Raw genomic sequence first — 18,448 nt, 5'->3', positions numbered from 1 at the left:
TCAAGCCGGCGGACGGCTCAGGTTCAGTTTTGTTGCTGCAGCGCGGAACATCTCCCAAACGCGAGCGTTCCAGTCCCGTTAGGTTCGCAAGTTGCGCAACGTGGAGTGCCAGGATGAAGATCGCGCAGATCGCCCCGTTGATGGAAAGTGTTCCGCCCCGCCTCTATGGTGGGACAGAGCGGATCGTCTCCTGGTTGACGGAGGAACTGGTCGCGCAGGGACATGACGTTACACTGTTTGCCAGCGGCGACAGCATCACGAGCGCGACATTGGTGCCCTGCACCACGGAGGCGATCCGGCTGTCCGAGACCATGAAGGAATATATGCCCTACTACACCATGATGGTGGACCGGGTGGCCAGGCTTTCTCGCGCTTTCGATGTCGTGCATTTCCACATCGACATGTTTCAGTTCCCGCTTTTCAGAGGCATGGAACATCGGACACTGACGACCTTGCATGGACGTCAGGACCTGCCGGACCTCTACCCGTTCTACCGGGCCTTCCCGAAGATGCCGTTGGTGTCGATCTCCGACTCCCAAAGGGCTCCCATTCCCGATGCGAATTTCGCCGGCACAGTCCTGCACGGCCTTCCGGCGGATTTGCACAAGCCGAATTACAACCTGGAAGATGGTGGGTATCTCGCGTTCCTGGGTCGAATCTCTCCCGAGAAGCGCCCGGACCGTGCCATTCAGCTCGCGCGGTCGGTCGGCATCCCGTTGAAGATCGCCGCCAAGGTCGACAAGGCCGATATCGAATATTACCAGTCGGTGATCAAGCCTCTCATCGATGAGGGTGACGGCGTGGAGTTCGTGGGTGAGGTGGACGAGCGCAGCAAGACCAAGTTTCTGGGCAATGCGCGCGCACTGTTGTTCCCCATCGACTGGCCAGAGCCTTTTGGCCTCGTGATGATCGAGGCGATGGCTTGCGGCACGCCAGTCCTGGCCTTCCGGCACGGATCGGTGCCGGAGGTGATCGACGACGGCGTAACCGGACGGGTGGTCGGGAGCATGGATGAGGCATTCGTCGCCTTGCCAGAGGTTCTCCAACTTGACCGCCGTGCCGTCAGGGCAAGGTTCGACGCCCGTTTTACCGCTGCCCGCATGGCGCACGATTACGTCAACCTCTATCGCAAACAGGTGGAGCTCGCCGACGGCGTCAGGAGTGGCGAGAAGATCCGTATCGAGGCCGAGCGCTCAATTGGGTCGATCATTCCAGTTCCGGAACTGACCGCCACCTTGAATTCCCGGTCCCAAGAATCGAAACAACGCGCAAGCTGATCTCATGCTCGATCAAGCCTCCGGGTCGTCGGAACAGGGTGCGTTCTATATCCAGGCGACGGGGCCGTCATCGCGGCCACGTCATACCCTCAAGCAGGGGAATACCTTCGCGGTCTGTGACAGTCACGGGGATATCGGAGCTTCTGCCGGTGGACCCGATGGGCTGTTCAACAACGACACGAGGTTTCTCTCCCGCCTGGAGCTGTTGATCAACGGGATGCAACCGCTCCTGTTGGGGTCAAGCATCCGCGACGACAATGTGTCTCTGTCGGTGGATCTCACGAACCCGGATATTTACCGGAACGGTCAAATCGTATTGCCGCGCGATACGATCCACGTCGTGCGGACGATGTATCTTTGGGGGGATGTCGCGCATCAGCGCATCCACGTGGCAAACCACGGCGACGAGACGGTTGAATTCACCCTGTCGCTTTCATTCGATTGCGACTTCTCGGATCTGTTCGAGGCGCGGGGAACGAAGCGTGAGCGTCGCGGCGTCGTCAAGGCACCTGAGTTTGACGGTGGACGGGTCAAGTTCTCGTATGAAGGTCTGGATCACCAGCCCAGAAGCACGGTGTTGTGCTTTGACCCCGTTCCTGACCGGACGGCTGACGCGACATCGACGTTTGTGCTCTCGCTTGAAAGTGGCCAAGCAAAAACACTATTTTTTTCCGCGGAGTGCCACGGTCTTGATAGTCCAAAGCCCGAGACATTCTTCAAGGGGTTCATCGACGCCAATCGCGCCGAAAAGGCCGCGACCCGGAATGTCGCGACGGTCGAAACATCGAACGAAATCTTCAACGAAGTGATGTGCCGCTCGACGGCCGACCTTTATATGTTGATCACCGAGACGCCTCAGGGTCCTTACCCGTATGCGGGCACCCCCTGGTATTCGACGACGTTCGGGCGCGACGGGATCATTACCGCTCTTCAGATGCTGTGGATCGATCCCAGCGTCACCCGTGGGGTCTTGCGTCGCCTGGCGCACTATCAGGCGACTGGTTTCGATGCGCCGTCGGATGCCGAGCCCGGCAAAGTCCTGCACGAGATGCGCGGCGGCGAGATGGCCGCGCTGAGAGAGGTGCCGTTCGGGCTCTATTACGGCACGATCGACGCAACCCCTTTGTTCATCGTCCTCGCGGGTCAATATCTTCAACGAACGGGCGATGTGGAGACGATCCGAGACCTCTGGCCTTCGCTCAAACGAGCCCTCCAGTGGATGGACGAATCGGGTGATCGTGACGGGGACGGATTCCTCGAGTATTTCCGCGCGACCGATGCCGGTTTGCAGAATCAGGGGTGGAAGGATTCTTTCGACTCGGTCTTTCATTCGGATGGAGAATTGGCGGAAGGGCCAATCGCGCTCGTCGAAGTGCAGGGCTACGCCTATGCCGCGAAGCGTATGGCGGCCGCCTGCGCGGCCCGGCTTGGGTTCGATCAAGACTCCAAAGATCTCAATGCCCAGGCAGCAAGCCTCGCAGAAAAGTTCGAAGCGCAATTTTGGTGTGAGGACATCGGCACCTACGCGGTCGCGCTCGATGGCAAGAAACGGCCGTGTCGCGTGCGCACATCCAATGCCGGACAGGTTCTTTGGACCGGGATCGCGCGGGCGGATCGGGCCAAGCGCGTCGCGGACGGCTTGGTGTCGCCGAGCTTCTTTACCGGATGGGGCGTCCGGACCGTGGCGCAGGGCGAGCCGCGCTACAATCCCATGTCCTACCACAACGGCTCGATCTGGCCGCATGACAACAGCCTGATCGCGCTGGGGATGGCCCGCTACGGACTGATCGATCAGGCGCAGAAGATCTTCGAGGGATTGTTCGCGGCGGCCAGCTATATGGACCTTCGGCGCCTGCCCGAACTGTTCTGTGGCTTCCGCCGGAGGCGTGGCGCCGCGCCGACACTTTATCCGGTCGCCTGCTCGCCGCAGGCCTGGGCGGCCGGGACACCGTTCCTTCTGTTGCAAGCGACACTTGGTCTCGAATTTGATCCGTCGACGCGATCGATCCAGTTCAACAACCCGCAATTGCCGTCGTTTCTAGACGAAGTGACGATCCGGAACTTGGGATTCGGGGATGCTCAAGTGGATGTGATGCTCCGGCGGATCGGCGAACATGTCGCGCTTCGGGTCGTCAAAAGTGTGGGATCGATCCAGGTCACTATGCTTCTTTCCTGATGCAGATGATCTCTCCGCTCTCCGACAGCGAAGGGATCGGCTAATCAGGATCAGGTGAGCGCTTACTCGGTATCTGATGGCGATCGGATGGAGACAGAGGCGAGGTGACAGGATGGCGGTCGCCATCTTCGTCATCATTCTCATTGGCCTTTGTGTCCGATGGATCGACCGACCCTTCTCGACATGGTCGGCGACACACCTGCATGCTTACCGCGAATGGTTCGACGCGCTCACTCACATCGTCGATCCGTTTCTGCCACTGTCCGCTCTGGCGATTTTAGCTGCGATCGCGGCGCGATTGGCTGGGCGAAACCTGGTTGGCCCATGGCGATCCATCCTCATCGCGGGAATGGCCCTCGCGGTTGCCGTCATGATGAAGGATCAGGGCAAATACCTTTTCGGGCGCTTGTGGCCCGAAACCTGGGTCGAGAACAATCCGTCTTGGATCGGCACTGGCAGCTACGGGTTTTTTCCCCTGCATGGCGGCAGAGGATGGGCCTCCTTCCCGTCGGGTCACATGACGGTGATCACGGCGCCGGCCACGACCCTGAGCTGCTCCTTTCCGCGTTTGCGCCCGCTGCTTATCCTGGCTTGTGCGGCCGTCGCGGTCGGACTGCTGGGAGCAGACTATCATTTTTTGAGTGACGTCATCGCGGGGACGGGGCTTGGGGTCCTTTGTGGATGGGTCGTCCTGTCCCACACATTCGCCGCACCCACCGCTTCGATTTGCCCGGACACACCACCCGCGGACGCCGATCGGCGCGATCATGCGAACTGATCGAACGAGACGCTCGTGGTTCGAGCGTGGCACGGTCAACAATCCGGGCCCGCATCTCGATCGCCTGCCGGTCGCCATCGACACGTCAGCTCTCAGTCTCACCGAGGGGGTGCGGGCGGCCTTCGCGTCGGGGCTGGTGTTGCTATGCGGCTTGGTCCTGCACTTCCCCTCGCTGTTGATGGTGGCCTTTGCGGCCATGTTGACGTGTTTCTGCGATGTCGGAGGTCCGTTGCCGACTCGCATTCGTGCCTTGATGGTCTTCGTGATCGGCGGGGCGCTCTGCTGGATGAGTTTCGGCTGGCTGAGAGGGTTCGGACCGGTCGTGGTTGTGCCTTTGGCCGGGATCGCAATTTTCCTGTTCAGTATGGCGCGGGTCTGGGGACTCGCGGCCCAGACGGTTGGGAACGTCCTGATCGTCACTTTGGCTCTTGCTGTCGACAAGCCGCTGACCTTGGAAGAAGCGGGCATTGTCGCCTTGAGCTTCGTGGTTGGCGGCTTGTGGTCCGTGTTTCTCACTCTGGTGATCTGGCGGGTTCAGCCGCTCAAGCCCGCGAGCCAGGCGGTGCGGCGGATCTGGATCAATCTGGCGGTCTTGTGCCGCGACCTGCGCGCTACACTCGCCCGCCCCTCGTTGACCCGGTTGGATGCCCATGCCCGCAGTCATCGGCGTGCCACCCGGCTGGCGATCGAAGAGGCTCGCACAGCGCTGTCCGACGTTGTGCGAGCCCGGGGGCCACTGTCGCCCGAGGTGCAGCGGTTGGAGCTTCGGATCGAAATCGCCGAATCTATATTCGGTGCGCTGATCGCTTTGAGCGATGTCCTCGAGGGGCTGGGGCCTAAACCGCGCTTGCAAGCCGCAAGGGTGCTTCGGCTTCTGTATCCACTCCTCAAGCTTGAGGATCGGGGCTTGCTCGCCGACACGCGGCGGCTCGATCCCGTCTTGACCCGCATGGCGGGTTTTGCCCAGGATCCCGGCTTGGCGCCGATTGTGGCACGGGTGCTGGATGCGCTTCGCACCACGATCCGGCTTCGCGATCCCGAGGATCTCGCGCCCCAGACATCCTGCCAGACCCGGTCGTCCGCGATGACTGCGGCCCTCGATCCGATCCGCGATAATCTCACCTGGCAATCCGCAATTTTGCGGCATGCGGTGCGTGCGACCTTTGTCACCACTCCCGTTCTGGCCTGGTCTGTGATCTGGCCGACCGCCTACGGGCACTGGATGACTATAACCTTGGCGCTGTCGATGCAGCCCTATTTCGCGGCGACGTGGCAGCGGGTGCTGGAGCGTGTCGGCGGGACGCTGCTTGGCGGGCTGATCGGCGCCTCGATGGCATTCTTGCCGCAATCCATCGAGGTCAAGGCCGTGCTGCTGGTGCCGCTCTGCATCATCGGATTCTCGGCCCGGCAGGTCAGCTATGGGGCCTATGTGGCGTGTCTGACGCCGCTCGTGGTGGTCTTGTTCGACGTCGTCGAACCCGGCCATTCGGACGCCACGATCGCGGCGATGCGGCTGTTCTATACGGGTGCGGGTGGCTTGCTCGCGATCGCGGCCTGTATGGTCCTGTGGCCGAGCTGGGAGCCTGACCGCCTGCTCGGCGAACTCAAGAAGACCCTGATGGCCTATGCGCGTTTCGCCGACGCGACCTTTGCGGCCCGCCTCTCTGACGCGGCCCGGCCTGCTGCCGAGCGGGCGCGCCGGGAGGCCGGTGTCGCGAACAACAATCTCGAAGCTTCTCTGTCCCGCTCGCTCCAGGAGCCTCGCCGAGGTCGCAACCGGCAGGTGGAGGCCAGCCTAACGATCGACGCCGCGCTTCGCCGGCTCGGTGCGACGCTGATCACCCTGCAGCATGAAAGCGACGCGTCGGCCGATGCGCAGGCCGAACTGGTTCAATGGCACAATTGGCTCACTGCGGCCCTCATCGCTTTGGCCGAGGACCGCCGCGCCGCAGCTCCGCCCCCCGTGGCCGCACCGAATGGATCACTGGCGCGGCTGCAGCGTGCAGTCGTGATGGTGGATAGCGCGATGGTCGAGGCCCGCGGATAGGGTGAAAATAAGAGACCCGCATCATGGTGCTTGCAGGCGGGGCGAGGCCCACGTATAGGAACAGCCGCTGGCCGCAACACGCGTCGGCATGTCGGAGTGTAGCGCAGCCTGGTAGCGCACCTCGTTCGGGACGAGGGGGTCGTAGGTTCGAATCCTATCACTCCGACCACATTATCTAAACCTAATCAGCCACATCACAGACGACGGGTCAGCAGGCTAAGCCCGACCCGAACAGGTTCGCGAACAGTTTCGGTCCGCAGAGGATCGATGCCGCGCTGCCGCGTGGCGTTTTCAGGCTGCGCGCGTGAGGCGCGGCCATGACCGCCGTCACCTCAGTCCAGACCGAAACTCCTACGCCATCCGACTTTGCTCATAGCACCCCCATTCAGGGTACTCGGGCAAAGACGGTGCGCCTTTTTGATCGCGACCCCTACGATTGGCACGTCGAACCGACCGAGGCTACCGCTGGTCTGCTGCGCGTTGAGCGTTTCGTCGGACCGATCTGGGATCCGGCCTGCGGTGGCGGCAACGTGCTGCGTGCCTGCACGGCGGGCGGCTGCTCGGTTATGCAATCTGACATCGTCCGCCGCGTTCTCGACAACCTGAGCCATCTGTTCGCGGGCCAGCACGATTTTCTCACCGCGCGAATAGATCCGCCAAATCTGCCGTTCCCGGCTTGGCACACCACCAACATCATCACCAACCCACCCTTCTTCAAAGCCCGCGGCACGGAAGCCTTCATCCGCAAAGCGCTGACGATCGCGAAGGGGAAGGTCGCGGTTTTCACGGACTTAAAGTTCCTGGCGAGCCAGCGCCGCGCGACGGGCCTTTTTGCTGAGCTCTGTCCTCACCGCGTTCGGACCTTGGCCAAGCGGCCTTCCTGTCCCTCCGGAGAGTATCTCGCGGCAGGAAACGAGGCCGGCGGCGGCACTGCGGACTGGTGCTGGATCGTCTGGGATCTGACCGCTCCGGCAACGCGAACGTATCAGGGCGGGTGGATCCTCCCGGAAGGGGCGGTGACCGCATGAGCGCCGATCCCTATCGCGCCTTCCTCGAATCCAAGATCAAGCGGGCGCCCGTCTCAGGGTTCGATGTCAATCCAGCAAGCCTGTCGTCGCATCTGAAGCCGTTCAACACCGCGATCGTGCGCTGTGCCCTGCAGGGCGGACGCCGGGCAATCTTCACGAAATTCGGTCTGCACAAAACGCGGATGCAGATCGAGATCATGCACCAGATCGGCATTCATGCCGGCGGCCGGCAGTTGATCATCGCGCCACTCGGCGTTCGGCAAGAGTTTTTGCGAGACGCGGCCGTGATGGGCATTAGCATCCGCTTCGTCCGGTCGGCTGCCGAAGTGAGCGAGACCGGAATCCACTTAACCAAATATAAGACGGTGCGGGACGGCAAGCTTGAACCGAACCTCTTTGAGGCCGCGAGCCTGGATGAGGCCAGCGTACTGCGATCGTTCGGCTCGAAGACTTACCAGACCTTTCTCACACTGTTCCAAAACGTGCGCTACCGCTTCGTGGCGACCGCAACACCTTCGCCGAACCGATTCAAGGAGCTTATCCATTATGCTGGGTTTCTCGGCGTAATGGATACGGGCCAAGCCCTTACGCGCTTCTTCCAGCGCAACGCCGAGAAGGCGGGGGACCTCACCTTGTACCCCCCACAAGGAAGGTGAGTTTTGGCTCTGGGTTGCGAGCTGGGCCGTGATGCTGCAGCGACCAAGCGACCTCGGCTTTTCGGATGAGGGCTATGATCTGCCGCCACTCGTGGTCCGGTGGCACGAGGTGCAAAGCACCATTCCTCAAGCTGTTGACCGGGACGGGCAGGGGATTCTTCTGCGCACAGGCGCGACCGGGCTGGCCGATGAATCCCGTGAGCGCCGCGCGACCCTGCCAGCGCGCGTGGCCAAGGCGGCGGCGATCGTGACAGCGGCGCCGTCCGATCATTTCATCCTCTGGCATGACTTAGAGGCCGAACGCTCAGCAATCGAGCAAGCACTTCCGACTGCTCGTAGCGTCTTTGGCACGCAGGACCTCGACAAACGCGATGACCTCATCATGGGATTCTCGGATGGAGCGTTTGAGCTCCTGTCGAAGAAGCCGATCTTGTGCGGCTCGGGCTGTAACTTCCAGCGCCATTGACACCGTGCCGTGCTCGTCGGCATCGGTCACAAGTTCAACGACTTCATCCAGGCCGTGCATCGCGTGCAGCGCTTTGGGCAGCCGCAGCCGGTCGAAATCGACATCGTCTATTCCGAGGCCGACCGCGCGATCCGCCGCGACCTCGAAGCCAAATGGGCCCAGCACGAGGAAATGGCGGCGCGCATGAGCGAGATCATCCGAAAATACGGCCTGAACGCCGACGCGATGGCTGAAGTGCTCACCCGCTCAATCGGCCTGGAGCGCTTGGAAGCGTCAGGCCAGGGCTGGCGCATGGTGAACAACGATTGCGTGGTCGAGGCCAAGACGATGGCGACAGCCTCGGTCGACTTGATCGTGACCTCGATCCCTTTTGCGAACCATTACGAATACACGCCCAGCTACAACGACTTTGGCCACACCGAGGACAACGCGCGGTTCTTCGCCCAAGCGGACCACCTGACGCCGGAGCTGCTGAGGATCCTGAAGCCTGGGCGACTCGCCTGTATCCACGTGAAGGACCGTGTGCTGTTCGGGTCGGTGACTGGAGAGGGGGTGCCGACTATCGACCCGTTCCACGCCGAATGCATCTTCCACTACCGCCGGCACGGTTTGCAGTTCATGGGCATGATGCACGTCAATACGGACGTGGTTCGGGAAAACAACCAGACCTATCGCCTCGGCTACACCGAGATGCGGAAGGACGGCACTAAGATGGGGGTGGGCTGCCCCGAATATGTGCTGCTGTTCCGAAAGCAGCAGACGAACCGCGGCAAGGGCTATGCCGACGTGCCGGTGGTGAAGGACGAGGCGGAATATAGCCTTGCGCGCTGGCAGATCGACGCGCACGCGTTCTGGCGCTCGTCCGGCGATCGCCTGCTCTCACCCGATGAGATGGCGGCTCTGCCCGATGCGACTCGCGGCCGGGTGTTCACCGCCGAGACGCTCAGGCGGATCTACGATTTCGAATATCACGTCCGGGTCGGTGAGGCGCTCGAGGTCTCGGGCAAGATGCCGACGACATACATGGCTCTGGCGCTCGGCGCGACCGACGCCGGCACCTGGCACGACGTGCAGCGTATGCGAACGCTCAACACCGCGCAGGCTTCAGCAGGCCGGGAAAAGCATATGTGTACCTTGCAATTTGACATTGTTGATCGGCTCATCACGCGGTTTTCGATGTCAGGCGAGCGCGTCTTCGATCCATTCGCCGGCATCGGTACCGTGCCTCTGCGCGCGATGAAGCTGAATCGGGAAGGATGGGGAGCCGAGCTTTCGCATGACTACTGGCGGGATGCGTGCGGGTATCTTCGGGCTGAAGAAGAGCGTCTGGCCACGCCCACTCTGTTCGATGTGATCGACCAAGTGTTGGAGGCCGCAGAATGACGCGCCGCCCCATCGACCGTCCAAGGGTGCGCAAGCCTGTCCCGGATCGTCCGCCGGAAGCGGCGGCTTCCACTCTACCCGAGCAGCGCGAGCCGGAAGCCATCGGTCGGCCTGTCCGCCCGGCGCTCACCGAGCGGACGGCGCAGACCCTGGCCGATTTGGATGCGGAGATTGTGCCGACTGAAGTTGCAGGCGAGCGTAAATCTCGACGGCAGCGGAAGCGATCGACGGGCGCCGGTCTCTTCCGACGCGGAGAGGAATGGAAGGCGAGGTTGCCGATTGCGGTGCAAGCCAAGCCGGCATCAAAGGTGATTGCGGGTCAGCCGAGAACACCATCGCTATAACGGTCTTCGGACCTACGCCCCGGGCCCTCCCTCGCTGAACCGGGCGACTAGGCCAGTAAGGCGGTCAGTTCATTCAGTCGCAGCAATCGGGTCCGCGCTCGTTGTAGACAATCTTCGCCCTGAGAGAGACAAACCCCCGAGGGCGATGAGACCAATCGCATAAAGGGGCAGCGACGGCGGGAGCGGCACCGGTGTGAGGACGGAGCTGATGGTGATCCGATCGGAGAAGAACGACGGGAACAGGTCACCACTGTGGTCGTAGCATCCCCGGCACACCGAGTAGTCGGTGGGATCTCCGGGAACCGTGACCGAAAACTGAGGGGCCGGAAAGGATGGCGCGATTTCGTCGTCGATCAACACGTCTGTCCGCGTGAGCACAAATCCAGAAAAGGTCGCCGGATCCAGAAGCAAGGAAAAGCTGTAGTTGGTCGAGAGCGTGTCGCGAACGATTTGGACGACTCCTGATCCTGACGCCGTGAAGGAGCCCAGGAAATCCTGTCCTCCGAACACTTGTCCGAGGAACGAAAAGGTGCCTTGACCTGTGCTGGTGTCGAACAGGAGTGATGACTGGTAGTCATCACTGCGCCCCACATCGAGGATGGATATATCTTCGTGAATGAACAGTGCCGAGGCGCTTGCCGTCCCCGCGACATAAGCCAGGGACGCTGTGAGCAGCGCCACTAAACTCCTAAAAAACATAACATTCTCCGCAATTCATAGGCTAGGCTGCGGCTCGGTTCCGATCGAGCTCTCATATACCATACAGTTTTATGCCAATTTGTCGCAGTGCAGGTCGGCCGGCTGCGCCCCTTTTTTCCCCCGAAATCGAAGGCTCACGCGATGACAACCACGACTGCCGCCAGCACGACTGCATCCTCGATCACGGCGGCATCGGCGGCCGTTCCGGCGCCGTCCCTCACCGACCAGATCCACGCCATCAAACAGGTCCAGCTGACCTACGCCGGCAAGATCAGCACGCAATGCTACGCTCTGACCTCGAAGGCCAGCGCGATCGTTATGAGCGATCTCGTCACAAATACGGAGATCTTGGCCGGACTTGATGTCGCTCTGGGGTTGCTAGAAGCAAACGTGCAGGCGGCGATCTGAGGAGCGAGACCATCAACGCTTGCCGTCGGTCGCTCGGCCAAGTCAAGCATTGGTCAAGCTGGCGGAGTGCGTGCCCCATCCGGATCAGATGAGCGCTGGTGTCTCAATCAATTGCCCGATGCCGAGCCGGTCCCTGCGACCTGAGCTTTGGGATATGCATAAGCGCCGAGATCGTAGGCCGGCCCCCTGGTTCTTCCCACAATGTCGGTCGCTGGCGCACCAGCCCACGAGCCGAACCCGACAGCCGCGCTTCCCGCCTTCAGGCGGAGATCATAGGTAGCTGTGGCATCATTGACGGTGACAAAGAGGGACGACACGTCACTCACGAGAATGTTCCGCTTCGTCATGTTCGATGTCGTGACGTTTGTACCGACGCCATTCACAAGATCGATATACCGGCCGCCCGCGATGATGTTGTGGTCGGCCGTTACGCCAGCGATGGCCACCGCCAGGAACGGAGAGATGTTGTTCCTCACGGTAACATTCACCGACGAAGTCCCGTCCTTCGCATTCTGAAGCCTGAGGATAGTGGTTTTATCGGTGCCCGACGCGACCAGGGTATTGTTAATGATCTGGACGTTTGTCCCGCCAAACACGGCAATACCATTAACAGTATTCGTGATAATTTTATTGTTTGTGATGAATAAATGATCCCACCGTCCATCAAAGAACGAAATGCCCTGCATATAGGTCACGGCAGCATCGCCCGTCTTAACGATCGTATTGCCGTCGATCGTCACATAGCTGTTTGTGGCCGGAACACCATTGACGATATTCGACCATCCTTGGATGCCATCGGCATGATAGCCATCCAATGTCGAATTGACGTTGTCCGTGATCGTATTCGCTTTGATGGTAATGGCGCCTGCGGTCAGATCGATGCCGTCGTTCACGAAGAACCGGATGGAGTTCTGCAAGGCGATTTGCCTCGAATTAAAAAGCCCGAGAGCATTGAAGGCGTTGTAGAATCGGTTATCGACGAAGCTTGAGCAGGTTGCGAGAGCTGATGCGAGCATAAAGGTTGGCTGTGCGACCCAGTCCGTTTTGCTCCAGCCGGCGGTGTCGTCGGTGGTGGAAAAGGAATTGTCGTACAATACGAAGTCATGACTGACGCCAGTGTAGTCGCCGCCTCCCACGGTGACCAGTGCGTCCAACGGCTTCTTCGAGAGATCCGATGGGATCGGCTGCTGGGTGGGGCTTTGAAATTTAATGCCGTGGAAGGCCCATTTGGCCGCGCTTGTGATAGCAAGCTGCGTGATCACGGGGGTCGCACCGGGAGCTGCAGCCACGGTGATGAAATCATCATTGAAGAGATTGAGAATCTTCAGATTCCCGTGGTTGCCGGACCTGAGCAGGACAGTGTCACCTGCCTTGATCGGTCCGGTCGGGTTCACGACCGCGTAGGAAGATGTCTTATTCGACCAGGCCTTCGATGAAACGAATTTGTTGCTGACACCGAGGATCGTGGAAAGCGTCTTCCAGGGGTTGGCGGATGATCCATCACCGGAATCCGATCCTCGCAATGGATCAACGTAGAAGGTGTGAGCGCCCACTTTGGTCGAAGGCACGCCACATCCGGGATAGACCTCAACGGCCTGCGCCGTGACCGGAAGCAGGGCGACCGCGGCTGCAAGAACCAGGCTTTTCAATCTCATGAAATCTCTTCCGAAGAGCCAGCGTGTCTGTTGGCTGCGGTCAAACTACGAGTCCTAGGGCCTATCGAAGCGAACTGGCCTGGGGCTTGTCCGGCGTCTTTGACAGTTTGAGATGATCCGCTTGTGACCGTAGATGCCGAATCGCTTCTGCCGACGCTCGTCACGGGCAACCGGCTGCTGCGCGATGGGCTGCGCCGGTACAACATGGCTCGGAACGAAGACCTGAATACCCTCTGAGCGACCCGTCTGAACTGAGCCGTCCCGGCCCTCTTCCGAGGGCTTTTCTTTGCCCCGAGCCGATCTATGCGCACGATCCCTGAACGCCTTGCGCGGCTCGGCAAGGAGCTGCTTGGCCACGGAGATGCAGCTCTCGTTTGGCCCGTCCCGATGACCCTTGGGCGGTGAAGGTCGGGTTTGACGGCGAAGACGGTTGGCCGGCCTGGGCCGCGTGGTGCTCGGCTCATCCGGGCCTCCATGTGCCGGTTGTCCATTCCTGCCAGCTATTCGCGCATGCGGGCCACTACGAGGGCTTCGTGGCGATCGTCGAGCGGCTGTGGCCGACCGATCTGGCGCGGCCTTGGCTCGCCGATGGTCACGGATTGAAGCGCGAGCCGCTGCGCCTCGCTGATTTGGTGTCGGCCAATCATCCAGGCGTCGCGGCCATGCTGCGTGCCGCTGCGGAGGCCTTCCCGACAGGTCGGTGGGACATGGCGCCCTCGAATTGGATGAGGCGAGCGGATGGCGTGCCGGTCCTGATGGACCCGCTCACGCGCGCGGACTGACGGAGCACACCATGAAAACCGCTCTCCTGGCCGTGGCCGCCTGCGCCACGTGGCTGATGCTCGCCCTGAACTTCCACACTTGGCCGTGAGATCAGTCAGCCGAGTTGGGCGCCGAGGTCCGCCAGCTTCCGGATGATCTCCCTCTGACGCTCGGTGTTCGCGCTCAGCGCGCCGGCGCCCTGAACGTTCGAGGCCTGCTCTCGCAAGCATTCGAGTTCGGCCTTCAGCGCCTTGATCTCGTCCTCGTGACTCATCGCCGGGCTCCTCGAGCTACGCGCCGACCATAGCACCTGCCGTCCTTCGGAGGCGGCTCTTTTCCCGGAGCTCGTCAAGACCACCGAAGCCGAATTCCGCACGTCCGTGCTGCCGTTCACGTTGCGCTACGAGGGCGGCCTATCCTTGGTGAAAGCGGATCCGGGCAATTGGTCCGGCGGCGCCGTCGGCAAAGGCGAGTTGCGCGGCACCAAATACGGGATCGCGGCCGCCAGCCATCCTTATCTCGACATTCGCAACCTGACGCTCGCGCAGGCCTCCGACATCTACTGGGCTGAATACTGCCGCGCGCCGGGGTTCGACCGACTGCCGCTGCCGCTCTGTCAGGAGGTGTTCGACGCCGGCGTGATGAGCGGGCCGGCACGGGCTGCGGCTTGGCTCGTCGACGCCCGTCGCGAGGCAACCCTCACCGCTCAGATCGCCGCCATCTCAGCCGAGCGCCTCGCCTTCTGCAGGTCGCGGAAGACATGGCGGAGCTTCGGCGCGGGCTGGGGTGCGTGGATAGCTGCCTGCGAGAAGCGCGGCCTGCTGCTCGCCGCGGCGGCGCCCGTCGCCCTCCCGGACCATACCCCCGGCCGCGAGCCGCTCGCCTCACCCTCTCGTGCCCAAGCCCCCCTCGCAGCCGCAAGCCGGCCCGCTCGGCCAGTTCCTCCGCGTCCTCATCGACGCGCTGTTTTCACCCCTTCCCAAAGGAGCACACGCATGACCGTCGACCTCACCGCCTTCGCCCTGGCGGCCATCAATCAACTTGGGCCCATCGTCCTGACCGGTGTCGCAAGCCTGCTCTTCAAGGCCGTGTGGCCCGAAATCGTGAAGTTCCTCGGCGAGAAGAACGCCGCCACCTTCCAGGCTCGCGTGAATGAGGTCCTGAACGCCGCGATCGGCTTCGCGGTGCAGAAGGGCGGCGCGCTCGTCACCAGCCACGGGGCCCTGACGATCGACGTCAAGAACGTCCTGGTCGGCATGGCGGTCGATTACGCGTCCAAGCACGCTCCGGACCTGATGACCCAGGCCGGCGACATCGTCGAAAAGGTGCTGGCACGCTTCGACACGCATCCGTCGGTGCAAGGCCTGATCTATGCGACGCAGCCCCTGGCCCAGCCGGCCGCCTGAGATGAGCGGCGCCAGTGACGCACCGGCGGCTCCCTCCAGTACGCCGTTGACCTCGGACGGGATCGAGGGCGCGCTGAAGGCGATGTGCCTGGTCGATGTTCATGCGGCCCTTGCCGCGCTGCAGGCCGCCAAGACCAAGGAAGCGATCCTCACGGGCGCCGAGGCAGCCCTCGACCTCGTCGCGCTGTTCTTCCCGCCGGCCATTGTCCTCGAAGACGTCCTGAAGCTGATCGGCGCCCTCATCGTGCTGCGCGACGCCGGGCTCGTCCGAAGCGGCCAGCCGGAAGACCCGGCCCTGGCGCGCTGCGCCGGACGATAGCGCACTCTCAAACACAAAGGCCTGCCCGCAGCGCCCCCGCGGACCGGCCTATTCGTTTCTCTCTCGATGACGGCCACCGCACGACGGCCGGGAAAGGCTCCCATGAACTGGGAATCCATGCTCATGCCGGTCAACGCCGTCGTCCTCGCGGCGATCGGCGGGGTCGGCGGCTATTTCACGCTACGCGCCGCTACCAACGGGCACACACGTCGGATCGACGTGCTCGAAGGCCGCGCCACCAGGGCGGAAGCCGATCTCGCTGCCCATAAGGATTTCGCATCGAACAACTATGTCCGGACGGGCGCGATCGACAGGCTTGAGCAGAGCCTGACCCGGCTGCTGACCGCCATGTTCGAGCCCGTGGCGCAACGCCTGAGCGGCGTCGAGCACCAGGTGCGCGGCATGGACACCAAGCTCGATCGGCGCATCAACCAGGTGCTTCAGAAGCGCAGAGGTGAGGAATGAGCCGGGTGTTCTGGCGCGCCTACGCGGCGCTCTCAATCGTCATCATCATCGCGATGCTGGCCATTCCTGCCGGCCCCGCGCTCGAAAACCGCTACGCTCCCGTCCGCGGGTCGGTTCAGACCGTGGAAGTCATCGAGCGCTCCGCCGGCCGTCTTTGCTGGGCATGGACATTCACCAAGCTCCGGGCGATCGGCTCCGACAATCTCGATGCCTTCCTGGTGATCAATGGCGAGCCCGGTGGGGTCGCGGCTCCATTCGATATGGACAGTGGCCGGCCTTGGGGGATGACCCGGTATGCCGTCGCGGCGAGGGCGGAGCCCTATCGTCTACGAATGTGCGCTCCGTTGCCACCCTATGTGAGGCTGAGCGACACGGTCACGGTTCAGCAAACGGCGTTCTATCCCGGGCTCTGGGGTTTGTGGCGGCTGCACGTGCCGTTTCCGGATGTGGTGAGCGTGGGGGCGAAGGGGCTGTAGCTAGCCTCGCGCAAGGATCGCGTGAGATCCTCTGTGAACCGCAACAACAACACTTGGCGCCCCTGGCTTCGGCCGGGGGCGCCTTTTGCGTTTCGGATCTCTTCCGGGAATGACGCTTATCGGAAGCGTAGTTACCCACCCCCTTCGCGGTTGGAAGATGGCCACTTGCACCGGGGTCGGATGTCTGAATCGCTAGGGGGATGGAACGCCAAGATTTGCAGCATCTGAGCAAAGAGCAGTTGATCGAGTTGGTCCTCCACCTCCAGCGGCCGGACAAGACGTCACGCACGTCCTCCAAGCCGCCTTCGACGGACAAGAAAGAGAAACGCGAGAACTCTCGCCCTGGCGGGGCGAAACCCGGACATGAGCCGCACAACCGCCTGCTGGCGAATAATCCCGATGAGGTCCGAGACCACATGCCGAGCGCGTGCGAGCGGTGCGGCGGATCGTTTTTGTTAGACGCCGAGCGGGAGTTGATTGCCGAATACGACGAGGTCGACATTCCGGTGGTCAAACCGCATGTCGTGCGCCACCGGCGTTTTGCCTGCCGATGCGGACATTGCGGCCTCGATGCGAAAGCTCCGGCGCCCATGGTGGCGACATCGACGCCGTTCGGAGCGCGCATCCATGCGCTGGCGATCTATTACAAGAGCGTCCAGGCGCTGTCCTATGAGCGTCTTCGCGGCATGTTCCGCGATGCATTCGGCCTGAGCGTCAGCGAAGGCGCGTTGATGAACATGTTCATCCGCTCCCACGCGAAGTTCAAGCTCGAGGCCGATAAGGCGAAGGCCATTCTGCGCAGCGCCCGGATCGTCGCCAGTGACGAGACCGGCGTCAGGATCGCGGGCACGAACTCGTATCATTGGGCGGAGTGTGCCAGGGGCCACGCCAAGCAAAGCTTGGTAATGTGGCACACGGAGGGTTCCACTGCAAGGACGCGGTGGTGCATCAGCCCGATTATTCCCGCGCCGCCCGCGTCGTGGACGAGATGATGGCCGGCCACGTGCCCAAGGTCTGGATCTCGGATCGCTACTCGGCCCAGCAGGCGCATGGTGAGCGGCATCAGACCTGCTTGGCGCATCTCGCCCGTGATACAGCTTTCGCGCTGGAGCATGGGTCGGACGATTCCCCTGCGCTTCAAACTCTGGCTGGGAAAAGCCTTCGATCTCGCCCGGGCCATCACGGGTTTCGCGGCCTCGACCCTGGGGCGCAAAAAGCGGGAACTGGAGCAGCAACTCACGGATCTTCTGGCCGCGACGACCGGGTGCGATCTCGCACAGAAGTTACAAGCCAAAATCGGGCGCGCCAAAGATCAACTTCTCACCTTCTGCAATTTCCCGGCGAGGTGGATGTCACCAACAATACGTCAGAGCGTAAACTCCGCCCGTGCGTCATCCAGCGGAAAGTGACGAATTGCTATCGCGCCATGTGGGCCGCAGAGGCCGAAGCGGAAGTTCAAACGACCATCGACACCGCCAGGCTCAAGGGCACCAACCCCTTCGACGTCATCGTCGCAACCCTGGCCTGAAACGGCATACGCCCGCCGAAATAGGCGGTGGGTAGTTAGTGCGCCGGGAGACCGGCAAGGAGTAATCGGTGCAAGTCCGACACGATGAAGGCGTAGCGACCCACATCGGCCCCGAGCCGTGCATCGTCATTCGCGAGGATGGCGGTGAAGCGTCGGCAGGGGTGCACACAGGCCAGCCATTGAGCCGCGAAAGCCAGATATCCCGGACGCCGACGTCGTTAATTAGGCGGAAGGCCATACAGCGGGGCGCGTCAGCGCGAGCGCCTCACCGGTCCGGCGTGGTCGAAGACCCTGGCATGTGTGTACGCTCCTTGTACGGGAACCGGGAGATCTCGCGTCCGACCGACAGCCCGTTGCTGCCGGCCCGCATCGGGAAGGTGAGGAGCCGAAGCCGATGATGAACGGTCACGAGAAGTCAGACCCCGCCATAGTAGCGATGAAGCCGACGAACAAAGCCGGACAACCGGCGGCGGAGCCGGTGGAGCGAAGGGCTGGGACCAAGGGGAATGCGGGCCAGCAAAGCACGCGCCGGGCTCAGGACCGGGAAAGCGTGTCCCAGGCGCTGGGCCGCATAC

General features: G+C 62.1%; 17 protein-coding genes, 1 tRNA gene and 1 pseudogene. 16 read left to right on the top strand and 3 right to left on the bottom strand.

Annotated features, from left to right (window positions below; genetic code table 11):
• Positions 1-113 precede the first annotated feature (113 nt).
• The 9 genes from M8523_RS09280 to M8523_RS09240 all read left to right on the top strand — a co-directional run bounded on the left by M8523_RS09280 (position 114) and on the right by M8523_RS09240 (position 9,811).
• Positions 114-1,277, top strand: a complete 1,164-nt coding sequence (locus M8523_RS09280) for a glycosyltransferase family 4 protein (RefSeq protein ID WP_282584581.1) — start codon at positions 114-116, stop codon at positions 1,275-1,277.
• Between the two features lie 4 nt (positions 1,278-1,281).
• The gene (locus M8523_RS09275) at positions 1,282-3,453 is read left to right on the top strand and encodes an amylo-alpha-1,6-glucosidase (RefSeq protein ID WP_282584580.1); all 2,172 of its coding nucleotides are present in this window, start codon (positions 1,282-1,284) and stop codon (positions 3,451-3,453) included.
• Between the two features lie 112 nt (positions 3,454-3,565).
• Positions 3,566-4,231, top strand: a complete 666-nt coding sequence (locus M8523_RS09270; protein ID WP_282584579.1) for a phosphatase PAP2 family protein — start codon at positions 3,566-3,568, stop codon at positions 4,229-4,231.
• Positions 4,221-6,278, top strand: a complete 2,058-nt coding sequence (locus M8523_RS09265; protein WP_282584578.1) for an FUSC family protein — start codon at positions 4,221-4,223, stop codon at positions 6,276-6,278. Before M8523_RS09270 ends, M8523_RS09265 begins: the two co-directional genes overlap by 11 nt.
• Positions 6,279-6,370: 92 nt before the next feature.
• Positions 6,371-6,447, top strand: a tRNA-Pro gene (locus M8523_RS09260).
• A 238-nt stretch (positions 6,448-6,685) separates the two neighbouring features.
• Positions 6,686-7,306 (top strand): TRM11 family methyltransferase, encoded by a 621-nt coding sequence (locus M8523_RS09255; RefSeq protein WP_282584577.1) that lies wholly within the window; start codon positions 6,686-6,688, stop codon positions 7,304-7,306.
• Positions 7,303-7,962, top strand: coding sequence for a DEAD/DEAH box helicase family protein (locus tag M8523_RS09250; RefSeq protein WP_282584576.1), 660 nt, complete (start codon positions 7,303-7,305; stop codon positions 7,960-7,962). Before M8523_RS09255 ends, M8523_RS09250 begins: the two co-directional genes overlap by 4 nt.
• A gap of 31 nt (positions 7,963-7,993) precedes the next feature.
• Positions 7,994-8,428 (top strand): hypothetical protein, encoded by a 435-nt coding sequence (locus M8523_RS09245; RefSeq protein WP_282584575.1) that lies wholly within the window; start codon positions 7,994-7,996, stop codon positions 8,426-8,428.
• A gap of 9 nt (positions 8,429-8,437) precedes the next feature.
• Entirely contained in the window at positions 8,438-9,811 is a 1,374-nt protein-coding gene (locus tag M8523_RS09240) for a DNA methyltransferase (RefSeq protein WP_282584574.1), read from the top strand.
• Positions 9,812-10,224: 413 nt separating this feature from the next.
• On the opposite strand, the gene M8523_RS09235 is transcribed toward M8523_RS09240, so the two are convergent.
• On the bottom strand, positions 10,225-10,836 hold the full coding sequence (locus M8523_RS09235) for a hypothetical protein (protein WP_282584573.1): 612 nt from the start codon (positions 10,834-10,836) through the stop codon (positions 10,225-10,227).
• A gap of 159 nt (positions 10,837-10,995) precedes the next feature.
• Between M8523_RS09235 and M8523_RS09230 the strand changes: the two genes are divergently transcribed.
• Positions 10,996-11,262, top strand: a complete 267-nt coding sequence (locus M8523_RS09230; RefSeq protein WP_282584572.1) for a hypothetical protein — start codon at positions 10,996-10,998, stop codon at positions 11,260-11,262.
• A gap of 107 nt (positions 11,263-11,369) precedes the next feature.
• Here M8523_RS09230 and M8523_RS09225 read toward each other — a convergent pair whose 3' ends face one another.
• The gene (locus M8523_RS09225; protein ID WP_282584571.1) at positions 11,370-12,917 is read right to left on the bottom strand and encodes a right-handed parallel beta-helix repeat-containing protein; all 1,548 of its coding nucleotides are present in this window, start codon (positions 12,915-12,917) and stop codon (positions 11,370-11,372) included.
• Positions 12,918-13,291: 374 nt separating this feature from the next.
• Between M8523_RS09225 and M8523_RS09220 the strand changes: the two genes are divergently transcribed.
• Positions 13,292-13,699, top strand: coding sequence for a hypothetical protein (locus tag M8523_RS09220; protein WP_282584570.1), 408 nt, complete (start codon positions 13,292-13,294; stop codon positions 13,697-13,699).
• A gap of 95 nt (positions 13,700-13,794) precedes the next feature.
• On the opposite strand, the gene M8523_RS09215 is transcribed toward M8523_RS09220, so the two are convergent.
• On the bottom strand, positions 13,795-13,953 hold the full coding sequence (locus tag M8523_RS09215; protein ID WP_282584569.1) for a hypothetical protein: 159 nt from the start codon (positions 13,951-13,953) through the stop codon (positions 13,795-13,797).
• A gap of 106 nt (positions 13,954-14,059) precedes the next feature.
• Here M8523_RS09215 and M8523_RS09210 point away from each other — a divergent pair, with 106 nt between their 5' ends.
• The 5 genes and pseudogenes from M8523_RS09210 (at position 14,060) to tnpC (ending at position 17,873) form a co-directional block, all read left to right on the top strand.
• Positions 14,060-15,085 (top strand): glycosyl hydrolase 108 family protein, encoded by a 1,026-nt coding sequence (locus tag M8523_RS09210; protein ID WP_282584568.1) that lies wholly within the window; start codon positions 14,060-14,062, stop codon positions 15,083-15,085.
• A 1-nt stretch (position 15,086) separates the two neighbouring features.
• The gene (locus M8523_RS09205; RefSeq protein WP_282584567.1) at positions 15,087-15,404 is read left to right on the top strand and encodes a hypothetical protein; all 318 of its coding nucleotides are present in this window, start codon (positions 15,087-15,089) and stop codon (positions 15,402-15,404) included.
• A gap of 102 nt (positions 15,405-15,506) precedes the next feature.
• A complete protein-coding gene (locus M8523_RS09200; RefSeq protein ID WP_282584566.1) occupies positions 15,507-15,869 on the top strand; it encodes a hypothetical protein in 363 nt (120 codons plus the stop codon).
• Positions 15,866-16,345 (top strand): hypothetical protein, encoded by a 480-nt coding sequence (locus tag M8523_RS09195; protein ID WP_282584565.1) that lies wholly within the window; start codon positions 15,866-15,868, stop codon positions 16,343-16,345. Before M8523_RS09200 ends, M8523_RS09195 begins: the two co-directional genes overlap by 4 nt.
• A 200-nt stretch (positions 16,346-16,545) precedes the next feature.
• Positions 16,546-17,873 (top strand): annotated as a pseudogene (gene tnpC / locus M8523_RS09190) (IS66 family transposase).
• The last annotated feature ends 575 nt before the right edge of the window (positions 17,874-18,448 follow it).

Source organism: Lichenifustis flavocetrariae, from assembly GCF_026130545.1.
Classification (GTDB): domain Bacteria; phylum Pseudomonadota; class Alphaproteobacteria; order Rhizobiales; family Beijerinckiaceae; genus Lichenihabitans; species Lichenihabitans flavocetrariae.
The sequence above is the reverse complement of the archived record's forward strand: the minus strand, read 5'-3'. Positions and strand labels throughout refer to the sequence as shown.